This is a genomic window from Salarchaeum japonicum (assembly GCF_049705945.1).
Taxonomy (GTDB): domain Archaea; phylum Halobacteriota; class Halobacteria; order Halobacteriales; family Halobacteriaceae; genus Salarchaeum; species Salarchaeum japonicum_A.
This window is the reverse complement of the sequence record NZ_JBNAMV010000004.1, coordinates 1,946,767-1,969,011: the sequence shown is the minus strand read 5'-3', so window position 1 is coordinate 1,969,011 and position 22,245 is coordinate 1,946,767. Positions and strand designations below refer to the sequence as shown.

At 67.8% G+C, this 22,245-nt stretch carries 27 protein-coding genes and 1 other RNA gene; 15 read left to right on the top strand and 13 right to left on the bottom strand.

The window, feature by feature from the left end; all coding sequences use genetic code 11:
- From ACOZ4O_RS12530 to ACOZ4O_RS12520, 3 genes are all read right to left on the bottom strand, one after another.
- Window positions 1–1,308, bottom strand: a complete 1,308-nt coding sequence (locus ACOZ4O_RS12530; protein ID WP_424525727.1) for a M28 family peptidase — start codon at window positions 1,306–1,308, stop codon at window positions 1–3.
- 61 nt (window positions 1,309–1,369) lie between these two features.
- The gene (locus tag ACOZ4O_RS12525; protein WP_424525725.1) at window positions 1,370–1,510 is read right to left on the bottom strand and encodes a hypothetical protein; all 141 of its coding nucleotides are present in this window, start codon (window positions 1,508–1,510) and stop codon (window positions 1,370–1,372) included.
- A gap of 58 nt (window positions 1,511–1,568) precedes the next feature.
- A complete protein-coding gene (locus tag ACOZ4O_RS12520) occupies window positions 1,569–1,835 on the bottom strand; it encodes an MTH865 family protein (RefSeq protein ID WP_424525723.1) in 267 nt (88 codons plus the stop codon).
- Window positions 1,836–1,927: 92 nt separating this feature from the next.
- Between ACOZ4O_RS12520 and ACOZ4O_RS12515 the strand changes: the two genes are divergently transcribed.
- Window positions 1,928–2,992, top strand: coding sequence for a polyprenyl synthetase family protein (locus tag ACOZ4O_RS12515; protein WP_424525721.1), 1,065 nt, complete (start codon window positions 1,928–1,930; stop codon window positions 2,990–2,992).
- A 45-nt stretch (window positions 2,993–3,037) separates the two neighbouring features.
- Entirely contained in the window at window positions 3,038–4,090 is a 1,053-nt protein-coding gene (locus tag ACOZ4O_RS12510) for a M42 family metallopeptidase (protein ID WP_424525719.1), read from the top strand.
- Between the two features lie 112 nt (window positions 4,091–4,202).
- On the opposite strand, the gene nth is transcribed toward ACOZ4O_RS12510, so the two are convergent.
- Both nth and ACOZ4O_RS12500 read right to left on the bottom strand, forming a co-directional pair.
- Entirely contained in the window at window positions 4,203–4,886 is a 684-nt protein-coding gene (gene nth / locus ACOZ4O_RS12505; protein ID WP_424525717.1) for an endonuclease III, read from the bottom strand.
- A 30-nt stretch (window positions 4,887–4,916) separates the two neighbouring features.
- Complete coding sequence (locus ACOZ4O_RS12500; protein WP_424525715.1) at window positions 4,917–6,278, bottom strand: NAD-dependent succinate-semialdehyde dehydrogenase; 1,362 nt, start codon at window positions 6,276–6,278, stop codon at window positions 4,917–4,919.
- Between the two features lie 89 nt (window positions 6,279–6,367).
- On the opposite strand from ACOZ4O_RS12500, the gene mvaD reads away from it, so the two are divergent.
- Both mvaD and ACOZ4O_RS12490 read left to right on the top strand, forming a co-directional pair.
- Window positions 6,368–7,345: a phosphomevalonate decarboxylase MvaD gene (gene mvaD / locus ACOZ4O_RS12495; RefSeq protein WP_424525713.1), complete on the top strand. Its 978-nt coding sequence runs from the start codon at window positions 6,368–6,370 to the stop codon at window positions 7,343–7,345.
- A gap of 38 nt (window positions 7,346–7,383) precedes the next feature.
- On the top strand, window positions 7,384–8,538 hold the full coding sequence (locus ACOZ4O_RS12490; RefSeq protein WP_424525711.1) for an NAD(P)/FAD-dependent oxidoreductase: 1,155 nt from the start codon (window positions 7,384–7,386) through the stop codon (window positions 8,536–8,538).
- Between the two features lie 38 nt (window positions 8,539–8,576).
- On the opposite strand, the gene ACOZ4O_RS12485 is transcribed toward ACOZ4O_RS12490, so the two are convergent.
- Window positions 8,577–8,744: a hypothetical protein gene (locus ACOZ4O_RS12485; protein WP_424525709.1), complete on the bottom strand. Its 168-nt coding sequence runs from the start codon at window positions 8,742–8,744 to the stop codon at window positions 8,577–8,579.
- Window positions 8,745–8,846: 102 nt separating this feature from the next.
- Between ACOZ4O_RS12485 and ACOZ4O_RS12480 the strand changes: the two genes are divergently transcribed.
- On the top strand, window positions 8,847–9,251 hold the full coding sequence (locus tag ACOZ4O_RS12480) for a hypothetical protein (RefSeq protein WP_424525707.1): 405 nt from the start codon (window positions 8,847–8,849) through the stop codon (window positions 9,249–9,251).
- On the opposite strand, the gene ACOZ4O_RS12475 is transcribed toward ACOZ4O_RS12480, so the two are convergent.
- Both ACOZ4O_RS12475 and ACOZ4O_RS12470 read right to left on the bottom strand, forming a co-directional pair.
- Window positions 9,248–10,345 carry a glycosyltransferase gene (locus ACOZ4O_RS12475; protein ID WP_424525705.1) on the bottom strand — a complete coding sequence of 366 codons (1,098 nt, stop codon included), beginning with the start codon at window positions 10,343–10,345 and terminating at the stop codon, window positions 9,248–9,250. The two genes, ACOZ4O_RS12480 and ACOZ4O_RS12475, sit on opposite strands and share 4 nt — an antisense overlap.
- A 24-nt stretch (window positions 10,346–10,369) precedes the next feature.
- Window positions 10,370–11,431, bottom strand: a complete 1,062-nt coding sequence (locus ACOZ4O_RS12470) for a glycosyltransferase family 4 protein (protein WP_424525703.1) — start codon at window positions 11,429–11,431, stop codon at window positions 10,370–10,372.
- 73 nt (window positions 11,432–11,504) lie between these two features.
- On the opposite strand from ACOZ4O_RS12470, the gene ACOZ4O_RS12465 reads away from it, so the two are divergent.
- Window positions 11,505–11,780, top strand: coding sequence for a ribonuclease P protein component 4 (locus tag ACOZ4O_RS12465; protein ID WP_424525701.1), 276 nt, complete (start codon window positions 11,505–11,507; stop codon window positions 11,778–11,780).
- 96 nt (window positions 11,781–11,876) lie between these two features.
- On the opposite strand, the gene ACOZ4O_RS12460 is transcribed toward ACOZ4O_RS12465, so the two are convergent.
- A complete protein-coding gene (locus tag ACOZ4O_RS12460) occupies window positions 11,877–12,041 on the bottom strand; it encodes a hypothetical protein (RefSeq protein WP_424525699.1) in 165 nt (54 codons plus the stop codon).
- A 96-nt stretch (window positions 12,042–12,137) separates the two neighbouring features.
- Between ACOZ4O_RS12460 and ACOZ4O_RS12455 the strand changes: the two genes are divergently transcribed.
- Genes ACOZ4O_RS12455 through ACOZ4O_RS12445 form a run of 3 tightly spaced genes read left to right on the top strand, consistent with a single transcriptional unit; the run spans window position 12,138 to window position 13,475 of the window.
- Window positions 12,138–12,383 carry a YhbY family RNA-binding protein gene (locus ACOZ4O_RS12455; protein ID WP_424525697.1) on the top strand — a complete coding sequence of 82 codons (246 nt, stop codon included), beginning with the start codon at window positions 12,138–12,140 and terminating at the stop codon, window positions 12,381–12,383.
- The gene (locus ACOZ4O_RS12450; protein WP_424525695.1) at window positions 12,383–13,258 is read left to right on the top strand and encodes a mechanosensitive ion channel family protein; all 876 of its coding nucleotides are present in this window, start codon (window positions 12,383–12,385) and stop codon (window positions 13,256–13,258) included. Before ACOZ4O_RS12455 ends, ACOZ4O_RS12450 begins: the two co-directional genes overlap by 1 nt.
- Before the next feature lie 31 nt (window positions 13,259–13,289).
- Complete coding sequence (locus ACOZ4O_RS12445; RefSeq protein ID WP_424525693.1) at window positions 13,290–13,475, top strand: hypothetical protein; 186 nt, start codon at window positions 13,290–13,292, stop codon at window positions 13,473–13,475.
- 32 nt (window positions 13,476–13,507) lie between these two features.
- Here ACOZ4O_RS12445 and ffs read toward each other — a convergent pair.
- An RNA gene (gene ffs / locus ACOZ4O_RS12440) (signal recognition particle sRNA) lies at window positions 13,508–13,824 on the bottom strand.
- Between the two features lie 91 nt (window positions 13,825–13,915).
- On the opposite strand from ffs, the gene ACOZ4O_RS12435 reads away from it, so the two are divergent.
- The gene (locus ACOZ4O_RS12435; protein ID WP_424525691.1) at window positions 13,916–14,155 is read left to right on the top strand and encodes a DUF5798 family protein; all 240 of its coding nucleotides are present in this window, start codon (window positions 13,916–13,918) and stop codon (window positions 14,153–14,155) included.
- Window positions 14,156–14,182: 27 nt separating this feature from the next.
- Window positions 14,183–15,163, top strand: coding sequence for a PLP-dependent cysteine synthase family protein (locus tag ACOZ4O_RS12430; protein WP_424525689.1), 981 nt, complete (start codon window positions 14,183–14,185; stop codon window positions 15,161–15,163).
- Between the two features lie 22 nt (window positions 15,164–15,185).
- Here the strand turns inward: ACOZ4O_RS12430 and ACOZ4O_RS12425 are convergent, their stop codons facing one another.
- The 3 genes from ACOZ4O_RS12425 to ACOZ4O_RS12415 form a co-directional block, all read right to left on the bottom strand.
- A complete protein-coding gene (locus tag ACOZ4O_RS12425; protein WP_424525687.1) occupies window positions 15,186–15,596 on the bottom strand; it encodes a CoA-binding protein in 411 nt (136 codons plus the stop codon).
- 31 nt (window positions 15,597–15,627) lie between these two features.
- Window positions 15,628–16,458 carry a geranylgeranylglycerol-phosphate geranylgeranyltransferase gene (locus ACOZ4O_RS12420; protein ID WP_424525685.1) on the bottom strand — a complete coding sequence of 277 codons (831 nt, stop codon included), beginning with the start codon at window positions 16,456–16,458 and terminating at the stop codon, window positions 15,628–15,630.
- 117 nt (window positions 16,459–16,575) lie between these two features.
- Window positions 16,576–16,770 carry a cold-shock protein gene (locus ACOZ4O_RS12415; RefSeq protein WP_145848151.1) on the bottom strand — a complete coding sequence of 65 codons (195 nt, stop codon included), beginning with the start codon at window positions 16,768–16,770 and terminating at the stop codon, window positions 16,576–16,578.
- A 129-nt stretch (window positions 16,771–16,899) separates the two neighbouring features.
- On the opposite strand from ACOZ4O_RS12415, the gene ACOZ4O_RS12410 reads away from it, so the two are divergent.
- The 4 genes from ACOZ4O_RS12410 to ACOZ4O_RS12395 all read left to right on the top strand — a co-directional run bounded on the left by ACOZ4O_RS12410 (window position 16,900) and on the right by ACOZ4O_RS12395 (window position 22,212).
- A complete protein-coding gene (locus tag ACOZ4O_RS12410; RefSeq protein ID WP_424525682.1) occupies window positions 16,900–17,580 on the top strand; it encodes a carbonic anhydrase in 681 nt (226 codons plus the stop codon).
- A 77-nt stretch (window positions 17,581–17,657) separates the two neighbouring features.
- Window positions 17,658–18,140 carry an Lrp/AsnC family transcriptional regulator gene (locus ACOZ4O_RS12405; protein ID WP_424525680.1) on the top strand — a complete coding sequence of 161 codons (483 nt, stop codon included), beginning with the start codon at window positions 17,658–17,660 and terminating at the stop codon, window positions 18,138–18,140.
- A 186-nt stretch (window positions 18,141–18,326) separates the two neighbouring features.
- Window positions 18,327–19,811: a proton-conducting transporter membrane subunit gene (locus ACOZ4O_RS12400; RefSeq protein ID WP_424525678.1), complete on the top strand. Its 1,485-nt coding sequence runs from the start codon at window positions 18,327–18,329 to the stop codon at window positions 19,809–19,811.
- The gene (locus ACOZ4O_RS12395) at window positions 19,801–22,212 is read left to right on the top strand and encodes a DUF2309 domain-containing protein (RefSeq protein ID WP_424525676.1); all 2,412 of its coding nucleotides are present in this window, start codon (window positions 19,801–19,803) and stop codon (window positions 22,210–22,212) included. The genes ACOZ4O_RS12400 and ACOZ4O_RS12395 overlap by 11 nt, the downstream gene beginning before the upstream one ends.
- Window positions 22,213–22,245 lie beyond the last annotated feature (33 nt).

The window sequence follows — 22,245 nt, the reverse complement described above, 5'->3', positions numbered from 1 at the left end:
TCACTCGTCGTACGGCCAGTCGCCCGTTATCTTCATTCCCTTCGCCTTGTCCTCGTCCTCGAGCTGGCTCGCGATGTCGGCCGGCGCGGCGTGCGCGACCGCGAACTCGTCGCTTGCGAGGTCCACTGCGAGGTCGGTGAGGAGAATCGCCTGCTCGCGGAAGTCCCGGACTTCGAGTTTGTCGAGCGTGTCCGCGAACGTGTGCCCCCAGCCGCGGCCCTCGTCGCCCGTCTCGCTCATCACGTGGTAGCCGGGGACGCCCCACTGCGTGTACGGCCAGTGGTCCGAGTGCGGGCCGAGTTCGGGCGTCGTCGTCACCGGATGGTCGAAGCGGTCACCGACGGCCTCCGCGGCGTCCGCGAGAGCGTCGAAGCCGTGCGTCGTGAAGGTGAGCGTGCGGCCGCGGACGACGCCGTCGAAGTTCAACACGGCCTCGATGGCGTCGTGGTCGCGCTTCTCCGCGTCGTACTCCGACCCCACCAATCCGACTTCCTCCGCGCCGAACGCGACGAAGTGTATCTTCGTGCTGAGTTCGTCCTCGCGCTCGGCGAGCGTGCGCGCGAGTTCGACGACCATCGCCGTGCCCGCGCCGTTGTCCATCGCGCCCTCCGCGATGTCGTGCGCGTCGACGTGGCTCGTGACGAGCAGTTCCTCCTCGGTGTCCGGGCCGAGCGTCGCGTGCACGTTCTGACTCGTCGCGTCCGGCGTCGCCGCGTCCACCGAGACGGACACGTCGCTCCCGGTGAAGCGCCGGGAGAGCCGGGAGCCGACCTCCTTCGACACGCCGACCGCGGGGATGTCGCCGATGGGGGCGTCCGCGTTTCCGACGCTTCCCGTCGGCGGAAGACAGCCCTCGACGTGGTTCCTGAACACGAACGCGGCCGCGCCGCCCTCGACCGCGTAGTAGTACTTCTCGCGGCGGTGGATGAAGCGATCGAAGTAGTCGGGGACGTTCGACGCGACCATCACGACCTTCCCCTCGATATCGTGTTCCTCGAAGTCCGCCGGGAGGCCGTACCCGAGGTCGACGAACTCGCCCGACACGTCGCCCGCGGGCGAGCGCGGGAGCGCGATGCAGTCCTGTTCGGTGTCGCCGGCGTCGATGCGCGAACTTCCGCGCTCCCAGCCCTGGATGTCGAACTCGTCCAGCCAGGCGTCGTCGGTGTGCTCGGCGAGCGCGTCGCGGGTCGCCTCCGCGGCCGCGCGCTCCCCGTCGCTGCCCGCCATTCGGTTCCCGATGTCCACGAGTCGTTCGAGGTGGGTCCAGCCAGCGTCAGAAGTGAAGGTGTCGCCGATCCACTCGGTCATACCCGAAGTCCACGCAGGACGCACCTAACGGTTACGGGAGGCCGAGCGGGTTGCCGCTACACTACTCGCCGACCGTTATCGTGCTGTCACTCCCGAACAGCGCGAACAGTGCGAACAGGCCGAACAACGCCGGCTCGTTCGTCAGCACGCCCAGTACGCCCAGCACGCCGAGGACGCCGAGTCGCTCGACTCGTACTTCCATGTGTGACTGTTCGATTCGAACACACGAAAAACGCCGCGGTGGTTCTCAGCTACTCGAATTACAGCGTGCCGTCGTCCTTGAGGCCCTCGATGATGTCGTCGACGAGGCTGTCGACGTCGGCGTAGGGGAAGTCGGCGTTCCCGCTGAGTTTCGACGCGAGCTCCATCGCGGTGAAGGAGACCTCGCCGTCGCCGGCCTCGAACTTCGTCGCGGGGCCGTTCGGGAGCGCGGGCACGAGCCCCATCTGGTTCTTCACGGGGTAGTCGGCGTTCTCGAACGCGTCCTTGAGCTCCGCACGGAGTTCGGCTTCGAGTTCGTCACTCATGGACACACCTGTGTGTGGTTCGACGTTAAGGATTGTGGAACGGTGCGCGGGAGAACTGAAGTTTTTTGCGCGATGACATCCTCCGCTCGGGTATGCGCGAGACGTTGGCCGAGTGGCGGCCCGCTGTCGACGACGCCATCGCGCGCGTCCTCCCCCGCGACCCGGACGAGGAGTACGTCGCGGAGTTCTTCGGTGACGCGCGGTACGAGTACGACGCGGACGCCATCGCGGCGGGTCTGCACGACCCCGTCTGGGACCTCCTCGACCGCGGCGGGAAGCGCTGGCGCGCGGTCGCCTTCCTCCGTATCGTCGAAGGATTGGGTAGCGACCCGGAGCGGTTCCTGCCGTACGCGACCGTGCCCGAAATCCTCCACAACGGCACCATCATCGTGGACGACGTGGAGGACGGCGCGACCCTCCGCCGGGGCGAGGACGCCCTCCACCACCGCTACGGCGAGGACGTGGCGCTGAACGCGGGGAACGCGCTCTACTTCATCCCGCTCAAGGTTGTGTCGCGGAACCCCGCGGGGTTGGACGACGCGACCAAGCTCGCGGTCTACGAGATGCTGACGGAGGAACTCAACCGCACCCACCTCGGGCAGGGGATGGACATCCACTGGCACAACGAGGACGGAATCGACATCACCGAAACCGAGTACATGGAGATGTGCGCGTGCAAGACGGGCTGTCTCGGCCGCATCGTCGGACGGCTCGCCGCCATCGTCACCCACCAGCCGCCCGCGATAGAGAACGCGCTCGCGGACTACATGGAAACGCTCTGTATCGCGTTCCAGATCGGTGACGACATCCTCGACATTGAGCACTCGCTCGACCGCGCGGGCGACTTCGGGAAGGCGTTCGGGAACGACATCCACGAGGGGAAGAAGACGCTGATGACCGTGCACGCCGTCGAGAACGCCGACCCCGCCGCGGCCGAACGCCTCGAAACGATTCTCGCGAGCGACGACACCACCGACGAGATGGTGCTCGAAGCCATCGATATACTCCAGGAGACGGGCAGCCTCTCGTACGCCCGGGAGCGCGCGCTCGACCTCGCGGCGGACGCCCGCGACCACCTCGCGGATGTGCCGCTGACGCCGGACGCACAGGCCGACCTAGAGGAGTTCACACGGTTCGTCGTGGAACGGGACGTATAGTCCGGAACGCGTCGTTTTATACGGCCAGTCGGCCGATATCTCGGTATGTCGTTCGACTTCGACCTGCTGAAGGAACTCACGGAAGCCAGAGGCGTCCCCGGCTACGAGGACCGCATTCGAACCATCGTCCGCCGCGAACTCGACGACCACGCGGACGAGATTCGAACTGACTCGATGGGGAACGTCGTCGCGACCGTCGAGGGCTCCGAGAACCCCGACTACGAGGTCGCGGTGGCGGCGCACATGGACGAAATCGGGTTCATGGTTCGCCACGTCACCGACAACGGCTTCCTCCAGTTGGACGCGCTCGGCGGCTGGGACGCCCGCATCCTCCGCGCGCAACGCGTCACCGTCCACACCGACGACGAGGACATCCCGGGAATCATCGGGTCGCTCGCGCCGCACACCCAAGACGAGGAGGACCAGAAGAAGAAAGACGAGGTACACGACGTGTACGTCGACCTCGGAATCGACGGCGACGACGCCGACGACCTCGTCTCCGTCGGCGACCAGGTGACCATCGACCAGCGCACCGAGTACGTCGGTGAGAACGTCACCGGGAAGAGCCTCGACGACCGCGTCTGCCTGTTCGCGATGATCGAGGCCGCGAAGCGCATCGACCCCGACGTGACGGTGCACTTCGCCGCGACCGTGCAGGAGGAGGTCGGTCTGCGGGGCGCGCGAGCGCTCGGCGTCGACCTCGACCCGGACCTCGCGCTCGCGCTCGACGTGACGGTCGCGAACGACGTGCCGCAGGTGAGTAACGAGGCGGACTACGTCACCACGCTCGGCGAGGGCGCGGGAATCAAACTCAAGGACGGCAGCGTCATCACGAACCCGAGCGTCCACAAGCGCCTCCGCACCGTCGCCGAAACCGAGGACATCGACCACCAGCTCGAAGTGCTGCCCGCGGGCGGCACGGACACCGCCGGCTTCCAGAACACGAACGGCGCGAAACCCGTCGGCGCGGTGTCGATTCCGACCCGCTACCTCCACACGCCCGTCGAAGCCGCGAACGCCGACGACATCGACGCCACCATCGACCTCGTCACCGCCTTCCTCGACAGCGAAGACGGCGAGCACGACTACCGACTGTAAGCGGCCGCGGTTTTTTCGTGGAGGGTTTTCGCGGCCGGGCGGTGCGTGTGCGTCCGGCCGCAGAAAACGGTCCGCGCAGGACAGCGAGCACGACTACCGACTCTAAGCCGCGCTACCACTCCTCGCCGCTGGCGAGGTCGACGCCGTTGTCGAGTTTGCTGGACGGACAGATGTCGTCGAGGAGGCAGTCCGCGCAGTCGGGGTTGCGGGCGGTGCAGGTGTCGCGGCCGTGCGCGATGAGCCAGTGCGTGTAGTTCTTCCAGTGCTCTCGGGGTACGACGTCCATCAGGTCGTCTTCGATGGCTTCGGGGCGTTCCTCCTCGGTGATGCCGAGACGACGGCTGATGCGCTGAACGTGCGTGTCCACGACGATTCCCTCGGTGATGTCGTGGCCGTGCTGGAGGACAACGTTCGCGGTCTTCCGGCCGACGCCGGGAAGGTCGGTGAGCGCGGACATCGAATCGGGGACTTCCCCGTCGTGTTCCTTGACGATTTTCGTGCAGGCGTTCTTGATGTAGCCGGCTTTCGAGTTGTAGTACGTGATCGAGTTGATAGCCTCCGCGAGTTCCTCTTCGTCGGCGTTCGCGTAGTCCTCGGCGGAGTCGTACGTCTCGAACAACTCGGCGGTGACCTTGTTCACGCGCTCGTCCGTGCACTGCGCGGACAGCACGACAGCGATGAGGAGTTCGAGGCGGTTCGAGAAGTTCAGCGAGATTTCCGGTTCCGGGTACTCGTCGCTGAGTCGGTCGATGACCTCCTCGACTTGCGCGCTCCGAGAAGCGAGTCGTTCGCCCATACCGGAGGCGGGAACGCCGGGCGCTTAGACCTATTCAATCCAGACAGTCTTCCGGTTCACGAACTCGCGGATGCCGTCGCTCGCGAGTTCGCGGCCGTACCCGGAGATACCGATGCCGCCGAACGGAACGCGGGGGTCGGACTTCGTGAGTTGGTTCACGTACGTACAGCCGGCCTCGATTTGTCGGGCGACGCGCTCGCCGCGGTCGCGGTCCTCGGTCCAGACGCTCGCGCCGAGACCGAAGTCGGTGTCGTTCGCCTTCTCTACAGCCGCTTCTTCGCTCTCGACTTCGAAGACGGACGCGACCGGGCCGAACAGCTCCTGTTCGTCCGCGGGACAGCCCTTCGGCACGTCCGTGAGCACGGTCGGCGGATAGAACGCACCCTCCCTGTCGAGGGGGTCGCCGCCGCGTTCGACGGTCGCGCCCGCGTCGATCGATTCCTCAACCTGCTCGTGGAGTTCCTCCATCAGGCCCTCGCTCGCCATCGACCCCACGTCGGTGTCGTCGCTCTCGGGGTCGCCGACGGTGTACCCGTCCACTTCGTCGAGGAAGGCGTCGAGGAACTCGTCGTACACGTCCGCGTGGACGATGAACCGCTTGCCGGCGATGCAGGACTGGCCGGTGTTCTGGTAGCGCGCCTGCGCCATCGTCTCAATGTGCTCGTCGATGTCCGCGTCGTCAAGCACCACCACGGGGTCACTCCCGCCGAGTTCGAGGACGGTTTTCTTGAGGTGGCGGCCGGCGGTTTCGGCGACGGCGCGGCCCGCGGGCCCGCTTCCCGTGAGCGTCGCGGCCTTCACGCGGTCGTCCGCGATGATGTCGTCCACCTTCCCCGACCCGACCAGGAGCGTCTGGAAGACGTCCTCGGGATACCCGGCCTCGACGAACACCTCCTCGATGGCTTTCGCGCACCCGGGGACATTCGACGCGTGCTTCAGGATACCGGTGTTGCCCGCTGTGAGGTAGGGAGCGGCGAACCGGAACACCTGCCAGAACGGATAGTTCCACGGCATCACCGCGAGCACCGTCCCCAGCGGCTCATAGGACGTGAACACTTCCGTGCCGGCGGGGCTGGCGCGCGACTCGTCCGCGAGGTGTTGGCTCGCGTGCTGGCTGTAGTACTCACAGCCCCACGCGCACTTCTCCACCTCGGCGCGCGCCTGCTCGATGGGTTTGCCCATCTCGCGCGTGATGAGTTTCGCGTACCGCTCGCTGTTCTCTCGGAGCACGTCCGCCGCGTTCGCGAGCAGTTTCTCTCGCTCCCGAATCGGCACCTCACGCCACTCCTCGAATGCGTCGTCAGCGGCGGCGAGCGCGTCCTCAACGTCCCCGTCGTCGTGTTCGTCGTACGTGTCGACTCGCGCTCCCGTCGCTGGATTCACGCTCTCCATACCCGTGTGACGTGATGCCACGACAAAGGCTTTTGCGCCGTCCGGGGGCTTCCGGGGTGTTTATGCCGGCGACGCGACGCCTACGACGTATGAAGGCCACCGCGAAAGCCCACCCGATTCAGGGGCTTGTGAAGTATCACGGGATGCGCGACCACGACGCGCGCTACCCCTACCACGACAGCATCAGCGTCTGCACCGCGCCCGCGAACACCACGACGACCGTCGCGTTCGACGACGACCTGGACGAAGACGAGTACGTCATTGGCGGCGAACGCGTGACCGGCAGCGGCGCCGACCGAATCGAGAGCGTGCTCGACGAAGTGCGCGAGCGCGCCGGCATCGACACCCGCGCGAAGCTCGTGAGCGAGAACGACTTCCCGACGAACATCGGCCTCGGCTCCTCCGCCTCGGGGTTCGCGGCGGCCGCCGTCGCCGCCTGCGAGGCCGCCGGGCTCGACCTCTCGCACCCCGAGATGTCCACCATCGCCCGCCGCGGGTCCGCCTCGGCGGCGCGCGCCGTCACGGGCGGCTACTCCGACCTCGGCGGCGGCCTGAGCGACGAGGAGTGCCGGAGCCACCGCCTCGACGCCGCCGACGAACTGGAGGACGACATTCGCATCGTCATCGCCGAAGTCCCCGCGTACAAGGAGACGCAGGCCGCCCACGACGAGGCCGAGGACAGCCACATGTTCGACGCGCGCCGCGTCCACGTCGAGGACCAGCTCGCGGAGATGCGGGACGCCGTCCGCGCGGGCGACACCGAACGCGTCTTCGAGACCGCAGAACACGACTCGCTGTCCCTCGCGGCGACCACGATGACCGGCCCCGCCGGCTGGGTGTACTGGAAGCCCGACACGCTCGAAGTGTTCGAGACGGTGCGCGACCTGCGCGAGGACGGGACGCCCGCGTGGTTCTCCACGGACACGGGCGCGACCGTCTACGTGAACACCACCGACGAACACGCCGACGAGGTCGAGGACGCCATCGCGGCGACGGGCGTCGACACCCGCGTCTGGGAGGTCGGCGGGCCTGCGCGCGTCCTCGACGAGTCCGACGCGCTGTTCTAGGCCGGTGGCTTTTCGGTGGCGGCAACCGACTGAATAGTATGCGAGTTGTCGTGCTCGGCGGCGGATACGCGGGACTGTTGCTCACGCGGAAACTGGAGGACCGCCTCCCCGCGGACGCGGACCTCGTGGTGGTGGACGACACGGGCGACCACCTCGTCCAGCACGAACTCCACCGCGTCATCCGGAAACCCAGCCTCACGGACGCCATCACCATCCCGTTGACCGAACTCACGGACCGGGCGGAGGTCCGCGAGGACACCGTCACGGGTATCGACACGGACGCGAAGACCGTCAGTCTCGGCGCCGGCGGCGAACTGGACTACGACGCGGCGGCGGTGTGTCTCGGCGCGCAGACCGCGTTCTACGACCTGCCCGGCGTGGAGGAGCACGCGACGCCGATGAAACGCCTCGAACACGCCGCGCGCGCACGCCGCGACTTCGAAGGAGTCCTGGAGACCGGCGGCGGAACGGTGGTCGTGGGCGGCGCGGGTCTCTCCGGCGTGCAGGTCGCCGGCGAGTTCGCGGCGCTCGCGCGAGAGGAGGGCGTCGCGGACGACGTAGACGTCGTGCTCGTCGACCGCTCGGCTGACGTGACCCCGGGGTTCCCGGAGAACTTCCGGCAGGCCGTGCGCGGCGAACTCGACCGCCTCGACGTCACCGTCCACACCGACACCGCGGTGACGGCCGCGACAGCGGACGCCGTGGAGTTCGCGGACCGCGACCCGCTGGGCTACGACCAGTTCGTCTGGACGGGCGGCATCCGCGGGCCGGACGCGCTCGACGGCGACCGCCCGGACGTTCGGGGGACGCTCGAACTCGCGGAGAACACGTTCGCGGTCGGGGACGCCGCGCGCGTCGTGGACGCCGACGGCGCGGTCGTGCCGGCGAGCGCGCAGGCCGCCGTGCGCGCCACCGAGGTCGCCGCGCGAAACCTCCTCGCGTCGCTCGAAGAGACGGACGGGTTCGACCCGCGGCTGGAGCAGTGGCGGTTCGAGAGCCCGGGCTGGCTGGTGAGCGTCGGGAACGGCGCGGTCGCACAGCTCGGCGCGGACATCCTCACCGGGAAAGCCGCGGAAGTCGTGAAATCGAGCGTCGGCGTCGCCTACCTCGCCGAACACGGCTCCCTCCGGAACGCCATCGAGGTCGTTCGCGAGGACGTCGAGGGCGCGCCCGACCTCCCCACGCTAGACTAGCCGGGCTCGACCAACTGCGCTCGACTAGCCTCGTTCGACTACCGTTTCTGCGCCTCCACGACCACCACCTCGAAGTCCGAGCACTCGTCGAACCGGCAATCCCAGCCACCACGGACGTCAACACCCTGCTCGTGAGCCGTCGCGAGCAACGTACGCAGTTCGTCGTGGAACTCCTCCTCACTCATCGAATCGCTGTCTGACTTCATGGACTTCGTCGCGTTACCCCGAGAATTATCGAGGACCGTAATAGGTCTATTCGCCGCCACGACGTGGAAGGGCTTTTCCCGCCGGCAGTCGAACGCCCGCGTATGCCGGAAGACGAACCCGAAGACGACGGAGAAGAGTCCTCGTTCCGCGAGCGAATCGAGGAGATTCGAGAGAAACGAGCGGAAGAACGCGAGGAAGGCGACGAGTCCGCCGAGGACCGCCGCGAGAAGATGGAGGAAATGATGGGGGGCGGTGGCGGCCCCGGCGGCATGGGCGGCGGCGGGAACCCGTTCGCGCAGATGATGGGCGGCATGATGGGGGGCGGTGGCGGCCCCGGCGGCATGGGCGGCGGTCCCGGTGGCGCGGGCCCGGGCGGCCCCGGCGGTCGCGGTGAGGGCGGCAGCGAGTCGAGCGAGAAGCTCGCGCGCGAGGTCGAACAGCTCCGGAAGGAAGTCGAGCGCACGAACAACAAACTCGACCGCATCGCGAACGCGCTCGAAGACTAGAGTCGCTCGTAGACCGCTTCGAGGCGGTCGACCGCTTTCTCGACGCCGAAGCGTTCTCTGTGTTCGAGACACGTCTCCGCGAGTCGGTCGCGGTCGGCGAGCGCGCGGTCGATTGCGTCCGCGAACGCGGCGGTGTCGCCGGGCGGGTAGTGGTATCCGGTCGCGCCGTCGACGACGGTTTCGGCGAGCGCGCCGGCGTCCGCGGCGACGACGGGCGTGCCGCAGGCGTTCGCTTCGAGCGCGACCAAGCCCTGCGTCTCGACGGGGCTCGGGAACGCGAACACGTCGAGGACGGAGTAGAACGCGGGGAGGTCCTCCCGGTCGAGGAACCCGAGGAAGCGCGCGTCGACGCCGCGTTCGCGGGCGCGGGCTTCGAGGTCGCCCCGGGCGGGGCCGTCCCCGCCGAAGACTAACGTTGCATCCACTTCGGCGGCGGCGTCCACGAGGTCGCGGAGGCGTTTCTCGTAGCCGTGCCGGCCGGTGTACCCGACGAGCGGGCCGTCCGGGAGGTCGAAGCGCTCGCGGAACCCCGCGGCGTCGGTGGGCTGGAACTGCTGGAGGTCGATGCCGTTCGGGAGTGCTTCGACAGACGTGGTGACGCCGATTTCAGTCTCGACGTGGCGTTTCGTCTCCTCGCTCGGCGTGAGGACGAGGTCGGCGCGGTCGAGGAACGCGCGCTCCCAGCGCTCGCTCGCGCGCTCCGTGAACCCCGTGACTGCGTCGGGGACGATGTACTCGGCGTACTCGCTCGTCGGCGTGTGGTAGTGCGCGACGAACGGGAGGTCGTTGCGGCGGGCGAGCCGGTAGCCCGCGACGCCGAGCGCGAACGGCGTGTGCGCGTGCACCACGTCCACGTCGTCGAGCGCGTCCGGAATCGTCGGCGTTCCCAGCCGAAAGCCGTCGTAGAACGGGAACGGGAGGCTTCGAACCGGGTGTTCGTCGTCCTCGGGCGTGTACTCCTCGGACCCGGGGTAGACGACGGGCATCCGGCCGCCGCGCTGCCGCCAGTGCTCGTGCCACGTCTGAATCGTGTACGTGACGCCGTTGACCGTCGGCAGGTAGGTGTCCGTGAAGGCGGCGACCCGTGGGGCCATTGTCCGGCGGTACTCACCCCCGCCTTATAGGGCGTCTCCTTTCTCCGCGACCTCCCGGTAGATGTCGGTGAGGCGCTCGCCGACCACGTCGAGGCTGTGTTCGGCCGCGGTCTCGCGCGCTCCCTCGCCGAGGCGTTCGCGGAGGTCGGGGTCGTCGCGGAGGCGGGCGAGCGCGTCCGCGAACTCGGCGTCGGTGCTGGCTTTCAGGCAGTCCTCGCCGTCGGTGAAGAACTCGTCGAACACGTCGATGTCCCGGAGAACGACCGGCTTCCCGCACGCCATCGCTTCGAGGACGGCGATGCCCTGATTCTCGACCTTCGCGGGGAACATGTAGATGTCGCCCGCGCCGAACGCCGCGCGCTTGTCGTCCATGTAGCCCGTGAACGTCACGTTCTCGGGCGGGTTCTCCACCCAGCGCGTCGTCGTCTTCGACGCCTGCGGGCCGGACTCGTAGGGGCCGAACCACGCGAAGTCGAAGTCCGTCTCCTGCGCGACCCGGCAGAAGGTGGTGAGGCCCTTGCGTTCGATGACTTCGCCCACGGAGAACACGACGAGTCCATCGAGGTCGAAGCTCTCCCGGGTTTCCTCGCGGAACGACTCGTAGCCGTCGAGGCTCGCGGCGTCCACGCCGTTCGTGACGGCCTCGATTGGGGCGCTGATGGGATAGGAGTCGAGGAGGTCCTTCGTGTACTGACTCGGGACGAGCACGCGGTCGGCCTGCGAGTAGAACCACCGCAGATACCGCTTGAGCGCGGGCGCGGCCTGCGTCGAGAACCGGAAGGAGTCCGCGAAGTCCTCAGCGGTCGTGTGCGCGTGCAGAATCAGCGGGATGTCGTTTCGCTTCGCGTGGCGCGCGACCGCGAGCGACCCCGGACCGATGGTGTTGCAGTGCGCCACGTCGTACTCGTGGAAGAACGGCGCACCCGTGAGGCGGGCTTTCCCGGCCGAAAACGGCGTGCCGCCCTGCCAGGGCGTCGTGACGACCTCGACGTCCGTGTCCGCGAGCGCCGCGCGCTGCTGGCGGGTCGCGGTGACGATACCGCCGCGGAGGCGGTCTTCCAGTTCGAGGTAGTTGAGGACGCGCATACCACGAGAACGCGGGCGCGGGCGAAAAATCCCACCGGAACCGTTTTCGGCGGCCGTCCCGGAGCATCGGGCGATGAAGATAGCGGCGGAGCGAATCGAACGCCTCGGCGCGCTCGCGAAGGAGGCGGCCGCGGAGGGCGACGGGGAGCGCGCGCGGACGTACGTTCGGCGGGCGCGCCGCATCGCGGAACGCCATCGACTCTCGCTTCCCCGGAAGCTCAAGCGCTTTTCGTGCAAGTCGTGTGATTCCTACCTGTTACCGGGGCGGAACGCGCGGGTTCGCACGCAGGACGGGCACGTCGTCGTGACGTGCGACTGCGGGGAACACGCGCGGTATCCGTACGACTGATAAGGTACGATTGACGAGCGTACGACTGAGGAGTGGAGCGGGGAGAAAAGCGCACCGTGGCATGCACGAGGCGGTGCGTTCGTCGGGAGACGGAAGTTATCGGAGGGGCGTGACGGTGATGTCGGTGGCTATCCAGCCGTCGGTGTTGCCGTCTTCGGTGAACACCGTGCGGTCGTCGGTGACGGTTCGCGCGGTGACGAGCGGGGAGTCGGGTTCCTCGGTGTCCCGCTGTGGACCGGCAGTTCCCTGTGACGTGTCCATCAACTGGGTTTAGGCAGACCTAAACGAAAAAGGTTCGGGTCTGTGCCGCGGGAGCCGCACCATTCTTTTAACACGCGCACGAACGGGAGCGTAGACATGCCCACAGAGGAACTCAAATCGAAAGCCCACAACGCCGACGTGACGGTGTGGGTCGGGAAAGCCGGCGTCGAGTCGGTCGTCGACGAACTCGGAGACCAGCTCGACACGCGTGACGTGGTGAAAGTGAAGTTCCTCCGTTCATCCCGCGGCGGAACGGACACGGAAGAGCTGGCCGCCGACCTCGCGGACCGCGTCGGCGCCAGCCTCGTCGAGACCCGCGGGAACACCGCGGTGTACCACTGATGGTCGAACCGCTCCCGTTCATCGACGACGCCATCCCCCAGTACGCGCTCGCGGTCACCCAACTCCTCTACTTCGTGGTGGCGTTCGTTGCCGTCTACGTCGTCGGCCGCCTCACCGTCGTCCCGCTCGTGGACCGCGCGCTCAAAGCCCGCGACCTCGACGCGCACTCCCGGAAGCCGCTGAAGCGACTGGTCAGCATCGTCATCGTGTTCGTCGGGTTCGGCGTCGCGTTCGGATTCGCGGGCTACGGGAACTTCCTCACCAGCCTCGCGACCATCGCCGCCGCCGCGACGCTCGCAATCGGTCTCGCGATGCAGGACGTCATCAAGAACTTCGTCGCCGGCGTCTTCATCTACACAGACAAGCCGTTCCGCATCGACGACTGGATCGAGTGGGAGAACGGCACGTACTCGGGCATCGTCGAGGATATCAGCCTCCGCGTCACCCGCGTGCGCACCTTCGACAACGAACTCCTCACCGTCCCGAACAGCCAGCTCACCGACGGCGTCATCAAGAACCCCGTCGCGAAGGACAAACTCCGCCTCCAGTTCCTGTTCGGCATCGGATACGACGACGACATCGACAAAGCGACCGACATCATCGTCGAGGAAGCCGAGAAGCACGACGGCATCTTGGACGAGCCCGGCGTGAGCGTCCGCCTGACGGAACTCGGCGACTCCTCCGTCGGCCTCAAGAGCCGGTTCTGGATCGAAAACCCCTCGCGTGCCGACTTCGTGAAAACCCGCGGCGAGTACGTCACCGCCGTGAAGGAGCGCTTCGACGAGGAAGGCATCAACATCCCCTACCCGACCCGGACGCTGGAGGGCGACCTCCACGTGCAGGGCGACGAAATCGCCGGGTTCGGCGACGAGTAAGGCTTTTCTCTCGCTCTTTCTACGTTCAACTGTGAAAGAGTCGCAGCGGTTCGTCGTCGTCGCGTGCGCGATATTCATCGTCCTGGTCGGTGCCGCAGCCCTCCTCCTTCCACCCGACCCGTACGGCACGCTCCCCGCGAACCTCGTCGCGATGCTCGTCTGCTGGCCGGTCGCCTACTGGGTCGTCTACTATCGACGCGGGAAACATCCGCTCTAACGACTCGACGTGACGAGAATGCCGCGTATGAATGGTGGACGTGCCGGGGTCGCCCGAGCCGTCCCGCTCGGGTAGTCCCGGTCGCCTCCTCCGCCCCGCGACCCTTCGAGCGGCGAACGTCCGATGGTCCGCTGCTCACTTCCGTGCCTGACGGGGTCCCATCGGCGAACCGCGACGACGACGCCCCTGCAGGCGCGCGTCGCGAACCGCCGTCCCCGAAGGACGAGGCTTCTCTGTCGGCTTCCGGGGCCCGGGCGGGTTAGCCCGGACTCGCCCGGCGTTCGGCCCCCGCTGATGACCGTAGTGCGGGTGGGTGGGGCGGGGCCAAACCGCCCGGCCTAGTCCAGTTCACGCTAACCGATTCCACCATAAGGGCCTTTCGTATTCCCGGGGTCTCGGGCGTCGGAACTTCCTTCAACGTCCCGCTCCCTTGAGAGAGTATGGGACTCGGAGGAACCGCGAAGAAGGTCCAGAAGCTCGCGGACGTGGCTGACTCGCTCCAGGCGCGCGTGAAGTCCATCCGCGAGGACGTCGAACAGACACAGGAGACCGTCATCGACACGCACGAGCGCGTGGAAGCGCTCGAACACGAAGTGGCGCGGCAGGGAGAACTCCTCGACGCCATCGCCACCGAACTCGACGTCGATACGGGCGAATCGGCGGACGATGACAACGCCTAAAGAACGCGCGGCGATAGAAGTAGGTAGATGACGACGCACCGCGAGCCGCTCGATTCGGTTCTCGACACGGTGGGGGAGACGCCGCTGGTGCGCGTGCACGAGTCGCCCGACGAGGCGCCCGTCTACGCGAAACTAGAGTCGTTCAACCCCGGCGCGAGCGTGAAGGACCGCATCGGGAAGTACATGCTCGAACGGATGCTCGAACGCGACGACCTCGCGCCCGGCGGCACGGTCATCGAGCCCACGGCCGGGAACACCGGCATCGGGTTCGCCGTCGCCGCCCGCCAGCTCGACCTGGACGCGGTGTTCGTCGTGCCCGAGCGCTTCAGCGTGGAGAAACAGACGTTGATGCGCGCGCTCGGCGCGGAAGTAATCAACACGCCGACCGAGGACGGGATGGAGCGCGCCATCGAGCGCGCGCACGAACTCGCCGGCGAACTGGAGAACGCCGCTGTTCCCCAACAGTTCTCGAACCCGTTGAACGCGGAAGCGCACTACGAGACGACCGGCCCCGAAATCCACGACGCGCTCGACGGCGAAGTCGGCGCTATCGTCGCCGGCTGCGGCACCGCCGGCACGCTCATGGGGACCGCGCGCTACCTCCGCGACCAGAACCCCGACACGCACGTCGTCGCCGTCGAACCCGAGGGCTCGCTCTACGCGCGCCTCGAAGGCGACCACGTCGAGGAAGGTGAGTACAAGACCGAAGGCATCGGCACCCACAACCCCGCGACGAACGAACTGTTCGACCCCGAGTTCGTGGACGACGTGATTCAGGTCTCGGACGAGGCCGCCCACCACGAACTCAAACGCCTCGCCAGCGAGGAAGGCCACCTCGTCGCGTCGAGCGCCGGCGCAGCGAGCGTCGCCGCCTGCCAGGTCGCGGACGACATCGCCGACGGCGTCATCGACGCCCCCCACGACACCGTCGCCACCATCTTCCCCGACTCCAGCGAACGCTACCTCTCCAAGGACATCTACGGAAGCTACGCCGAGTGGGAAGGCTAAAAACCGTTTTCGCGCGAATCCGCTACCCGAGCAACCGTCGGTGTTCGACTTTGATGCATTTGTCTTGGACGAAGCGGAGGCCGGCGTGTTCGGCCGTCGCAGCGGCCTCGTCGTTGGTGATGTCGAGTTGGAGCCAGACGGCTTTCACGTCGTCGCGGGCGATGGCTCGCTCGACGATTCCGGGGGCTTCGTCGCCGGGCCGGAACACGTCCACGATGTCGATTTCTTCCTCGACGTCGTCGAGCGAGTCGTAGGCCTGTTTTCCGAATATTTCGTCGGCGTAGGGGTTGACGGGAATGACCTCGTAGCCGTGGTCGATGAGGTACTTCGGGACGTCGTGGGCGGCCTTCCCGGGCGTGCTCGAACACCCGACGACGGCGATTGTGTCGTACTGGAGTATCTCGCGGAGTTCGTCGTCGCTCTCGACGGGCATACCAAGTGAGTGGGGCGCGAGCGGGATAAGTTCAGAGGGCGGCGGCGCGGCCGACGAGGAACGCGACGACGGCGAGGAACATCCCGTACTTGAGGAGTGACTGGCCGCGGGTCGGGTCGTTGAATGACTCGGAGGTGGCGTACAGCATCACGAGGTCGGCGAGGGCGACGACGGCGAGGTAGGGCGCGCCGAACACGTTCCAGAGGTATGGGAGGGGGCTGGCGAGAACGGCGACGACGAGTGCGAGCGCGGCGACGACGAGCGCGCGGCGCTCGCCGACGGCGATGGGGAGCGTGTTCAGGCCTTCCTCGCGGTCGCCCGCGATGTCTTCTACGTCCTTCACGACCTCGCGCGTGAACGTCGAGAGCGCGGCGAGCACGCAGAGCACGGCCCCGGCGGCCACGTCGCCGACCGCGGCCGCGCCGAAGAGGAACGTGCTGCCGACGAGGTAGGCGACGACGAAGTTCCCCGCGCCCGGCAACCCCTTCAGGTACTCCGTGTAGACGAGGAGCGCGACGAGGTTCACGGCCGCGATGGCGACGGCGAGAACGGGGAGGACGAGCGCGCAGACGACCGCGCCGCCGAACAGCGCGAGGCTGAACGCGAGCGCGCCCCGCGGCGACACCGCGCCGCGCGGAATCGGCCGGTCGGGCTGATTGATGGCGTCGATGTCGCGGTCGAAGTAGTCGTTAATGGCGTTCCCCGCCGCGATGGCGAGCATCGTCGCCACGACCGCCGCGCCCGTGTGGACGGGGTAGTCGGCCGCGCCGCCCGCGACGAACGCGCCGACGAACGTCAGCACGCCCGCGGCGACGACGTTCCCGGGTCGCGTTAGCTCGACGGCACCGCGAACCGTGGACATACAACGTCGTCACTCGCCGGTGAGTATAAAACAGTCGTCTCGACCCGGAGGCCGAGACGCGAACGCGTCGCTCGCGTTCGTGAAAATCGGTTAGTAGAAGTCCGGAAGAACTACGCCTTACAGACGCGTGACGTTCTTCGCGCGGGGGCCCTTCGGGGCGTCCTCGATCTCGAACTCGACCTCAGTACCTTCCTCGAGGTCCGGGCCGCCGACGTCTTCCATGTGGAAGAACACGTCCTCGTCCTCGTCCTCAGTCTCGATGAATCCGTAGCCGCCAGTGTCGTTGAAGAAGTCAACTTTTCCGCTTGCCATTACAAACACACCTATGCCCCGTTTACGTATAACACTTCCGAGTGTCGGCGTACCACGGCCCACGGAACGGGAGCGCTCGGTTCGCTGAAGGGCGGGGTTTCTAACCCGCGCGTCCCGTTCCCGTCACGCATGGACACGCTCGCCGCGCTGCTCGCCGGGAACGACGCGCACGTCGCCGCGTTCCGCGACCGGTTCGACGACGTGCAGGACGTGCAGCGTCCCGCGGCGGTGACGGTCTGCTGTTCGGACTCCCGCGTCCTCCAGGACCACATGTGGGGGAACGACCAGCCGGGCCGAGTGTTCACGTGCTCGAACATCGGGAACCGAGTCGTCCAGCGCACCGACGCGGGAACGGTCGTCTCCGGGGACGTGCTCTACCCGCTCGAACACACTGGCACCGACCTCGCTGTCGTCGTCGGGCACTCCGGGTGCGGCGCGGTCACCGCCACCTACGACGCCGTCACGACAGACATCCTCGACGAACCCGCGGGCATCGAACATTGTATCAGCCTCCTGCGACCCGAACTCGAACCTTGCATCGAGCGCCTCCCCGCCGACCGCGGGCGCGCGGACGCGGTGAACGACCTCGTGGAGTGCAACGTCGACCGGCAGGTGCGCGCGCTCAGGGAGAGCGACGATGTCCCGGACGACACGACCGTCGCGGGCGTCGTCTACGACTTCCAGGACGCCTACGACGGCGAGCGCGGCGAGGTGCACGTCGTCAACGTGAACGGCGAACGCGACCCCGCCGCGCTCCGCGAGAAACACCCCGCGGTCGCCGACCGCGTCCAGCGCCGCACCACCTACTGAGGCGAGCGAACGGCCGGAACACGGGGAACGGGCGTAGCAGGCGAAGCGCCTTATGCGAGCGGGAGTAAACGGAGCGCATGACCGAGTACGAGCTCGACGATATCGACCGCGAGATTATTTACGCGCTCCAGGAGGACGCTCGAAATCTCTCGTCGGGCGAAATCGCCGACCGTACTGACGCGTCGTCGAGCACGGTTCGAAAGCGCATCCAGCGCCTCGAATCGGAGGGCGTCATCAAGGGCTACAGCGCGAGCGTCGACTACCAGAAGTCGGGGTATCCGCTCCGGATGCTCCTGTTCTGCACGGCCCCGATTCCGGAGCGCGGCGAGCGCCTCCAAGACATTCTCGACATTCCCGGGGTGGTGTCGGTGCAGGAGTTGGTCACGGGCGAGCAGAACCTTCTCGTGACGGCTGTCGGCGAGACCGACGAGGACATCACAGCGGTCGCCAACGCGCTTCTCGACATGGAGTTGACCGTCGCCGACGAAGTGCTCGTGCGCAGCCACGAGACGACGCCGTTCGACGACCTCAGCCCGGAGCGGGCGGAAGACGAGGAGTGACTCGACGCCACCCCGAATCCTTCATCATCGAACACCCTGTTACTGACTGCCATACTGTGGAACGATTTGGTCGTACCAAAGACTATAATTACCAGTCTGTTCGTATTCTTGGGTAAGACGGGTCAGTTCGGTCGTGGCGAGGCCCCCGGTGTGGGTCGCTGGCCCGCGTGACGGACACTCCGAACGATGACTGGACACTCACACGCGAACGACGCGGTACAGCTCCCGGAGACGACGCCGACGTCCTCGGGGGTGTCGCGAGCGACGACCGCCGCCGTCTGGGCGCTGTTCGCGCTCAGCGTCGCGACGGCCGTCGTCTCGGCCGCCGGTGGTTCCGCGTGGCGGGTTCCGGGCTCCGTCGTCGTCGACGGCCTGACCGCGGTCGTGTGGGTCGCCGTCACGTTCTTCAGCGGAATCGTACACTCCTACTCGCGGCGCTACATGGCCGGGAACGCCAACATCGACCGCTTCTTCGCGCTGACGTTCGGCTTCACGCTCGCGGTGATGGTCGTGGCGGCCGCCGACCACGTCGCGCTGTTCGCCGCGGCGTGGCTGGCGATGGGGCTGACGATGGCCGCCCTCATCGGGCACGCCAGAGAGTGGACGCAGGCGCGCGCCGCGGGCGCGCTCACCCGCCGCTACTTCCTCGCGAGCGGCGGCGTGCTCGCCGGAACGCTCGCCCTCCTCGCGTGGGCGACGGGAACGACCACGGTCTCCGGCATCCTGTCGCGGGCCGACAGCCTTCCGCCCGAACTCACCTGGCTCGCCATCGCGGGGCTCTTCCTCGCGGCGATGATCCAGTCCGCGCTGTTCCCGTTCCACGACTGGCTGCTGTCCTCGATGACCGCGCCGACGCCGGCGTCCGCGCTGATGCACGCCGGGTTCGTCAACGCCGGCGGCATCCTGCTCGCGCGCTTCGCGCCGGTGTTCGCGGACGTACAACTGGCGATGGCGGCGCTCGTCGTCGTCGGCGCGGCGAGCGCCCTCCTCGGGCAAGCCATCCTGCTCGTCCGCCCCGACGTCAAGCGCCGGCTCGGCGGCTCGACCGTCGCCCAGATGGGGTTCATGATACTCCAGTGCGGCCTCGGGTTCTTCGCCGCCGCCATCACCCACCTCATCCTGCACGGGTTCTACAAGGCCTACCTGTTCCTCTCCTCCGGCGGCGCCGTCGAGCGGACTGCGCCCGCCGCGGGCGGTCGCGACGGCGTGACGCTACCGTCGCTCGTCGTCGGCCTGGCGGCCGCGGTCGGCGGCGGCGCAGTGTTTGTCGCGCTCACCGGGAAGGGCGCGGAACTGGACTCCGGCGCGCTCCTCGCGTTCCTCGTCGCCCTGACGGCGCTGCACGCGGCCCGCGACGCCCTGGCGCGCGCGAACCTCTCACCAGGTGCGACGCTCGTCGCGCTCCCGGTCCTCGTCGTCGTTCCCATTGCCGTCTACGGCGTCCTGTTCAACGCCGTCGCGGCCATGCTGACGGGCGTTCCGATGACGCACGCACCGACCGAGCTATCCGCCGTGCACGTCGCCGTCGCCGCCGCGTTCCTCGCCGCGTATCTCGCGGTGGAACTCGGCTGGCACCGCTCCAGTAAGCGGCTGTACGCAGTAATACTGAACATCTCACAGCCGGCTCCGGAAACCGAACTCACCACCGCGGAGGACTACAATGACGCGTGAAGACCACTACCTCGCGAGCAGTATCGAGCGCGCGGCGGAGCACGTCGGCGCGGTCTGGCCGCTCCACTCGTTCGTCACCGCGAACCCCCTCTCCGGGTTCGAAGACCAACCGTTCCACCGGGCGGTCGCGGACGCCGAACGGCTGTTCGGCGGACGCGGCTATCCCGCCACGGAGGTCTTCCGGCGTGCCTGGGAGAACGGACAGATAGACCCGGACGTGCTGGCGAGCGTGCTGGACGCCTACGGCATCGAGCGCGACCCGGACGCGCTGCTCGACGATATGGCGACGGACGCCGATGAGCCGGGCACGAACGACGGTGACGACGCGACGGCGGCGGTCGACCGCGTGCTCTCGAAGTGGCTGACCGCCTTTCTCGACCAGGGGCAGGCCAAGTGGTCGATGCCCGACCGCGACGACGGGTTCTACGCGGCGTGGCGCGAGATTGCGCCCCACGACAGCGAGATACCGGACTGCGACCGTCCGTCCGACCTCCCGGAAACACCGATAGACGCCCTTGAGGAGGTGCTTTCCTCACGCCCGCAGGGCGAGTGGGAGACGATATTCGAGCAGCAGCTCGCCGCGCTCCCCGGCTGGACGGGCTTCATCAAGCAACGCGCGAGCGAGGACGTCGACCCCTGGCAGTCCGCGCACCCTATCTCGCTGACCGAGTACCTCGCGGTTCGCCTCCTGGTCGCGGAGCGCCTCGACGCCCCGCTACTCCCGGACGACCACGCCACGGAAGCCGACGACTCCGAGGAAACACCGATTCCGGAACTCTGGCTGTCCGCGTGGGAACAGAGCCACCGCGACCGCCTCCTCGACGCGGTGACCGAACCCGACCCGAAGGACGAGCGCGCGGACGAAACGCGGCCGGACGCCCAGTTCGTGTTCTGCATCGACACGCGCTCCGAAATCATCCGCCGGCACGTCGAGGGCGTCGGCGACTACGAAACCGACGGGTACGCCGGGTTCTTCGGCGTGCCGATGCGGCACGAGGCCTACGGCGCGGACGCCGCCGGCGACGCCTGCCCGCCCATCGTCGACGCCCAGCACCGCATCACGGACCGGCCCGTCGCTGACGCCGCGGACGCGCGCGAGCGCTACGACCGCCGGCAGGGCCTCTTGGACGCGGGGCGGAGCGTGCTCAAATCCCTGAAGTCGAACGCGGCGACGGCGTTCAGTTTCGTCGAGAACGCCGGCCCGTGGTACTGCGCGGCGCTCGCGGCGCGCACGCTCCTCCCGGGCCGCGTCTACGACGCGCTCCACGACACGGACTACGCGCCCGACGAACGCGAGTTCTGCGAGCCCTCCATCGACTACAACCCGGACGCGGTGCACGCGCTCCGCGCGGGCTTGTCGTTCGAGGAGAAAGTCGCGTACGCGGAGAGCGCGTTCGACCTGATGGGCTGGGATGCGTTCGCGCGCCTCGTCGTGTTCACGGGACACGCGAGCCAGACGACGAACAATCCGTTCGGTTCGAGCCTCGACTGCGGCGCGTGCGCGGGGAACCCCGGCGGCCCGAACGCCCGCGTCCTCGCCGCCATCTGCAACGACGCGGCCGTCCAGGACGAACTCCGCGAGCGCGGGTTCGACATCCCGGCGGACACCGTCTTCCTCGCCGCGGAACACGACACGACCACCGACGACATCACGCTGTTCGACGACGGCGTGCCGGAGAGTCACGCGGACGACCTCGAACAGCTGCGCCGCGACCTCGCGGACGCCCGGGAGCGCGCGGCGGCCGAGCGGACGGACGCGATGACGGACGCCGACGACCCCGTGCGGGAGACCGAGCGGCGGGCCGCCGACTGGGCGGAGACCCGCCCCGAGTGGGGGTTGGCCGGGAACGCCTCGTTCGTCGTCGGTCCCCGCGAACTAACCGCGGACGCCGACCTCGACGGCCGCACGTTCCTCCACTCCTACGACTGGCGCACGGACCCGGAGGGTGACGCGCTCGAAGAAATCCTGACCGGCCCGCTCGTCGTCACGCAGTGGATAAACACCCAGTACTACTTCTCCACCGTGGACAACGCCGTGTACGGCAGCGGGTCGAAAATAACTCAAAACCCCGTCGGGAACGTCGGCGTCTTCCAGGGGAACGGTGGCGACCTCATGACCGGCCTCCCGCTCCAGTCGCTATACGCCGACGCCGACCAGCCCTACCACCAGCCGCTCCGCCTCACCGCCGTCGTTCACGCGCCCGTCGACCGCGTCACCGACGTCCTCCGCGACCACGACGACCTCGCACAGCTCCTCGACAACGGCTGGCTCCAGCTAACCGTTCTCGACCCGGAACAGGACAACGCGGCGCTTCACTACCAGGGCGAGCTGGAGTGGGGCGCCCAGGACGAAGCCGCGGTCGCTCCACCCCGGCAGACGATGCCGGCCGACGCGGACTGATTTCGGAAAATCGAGCGATTCAGGCCCGCAGTG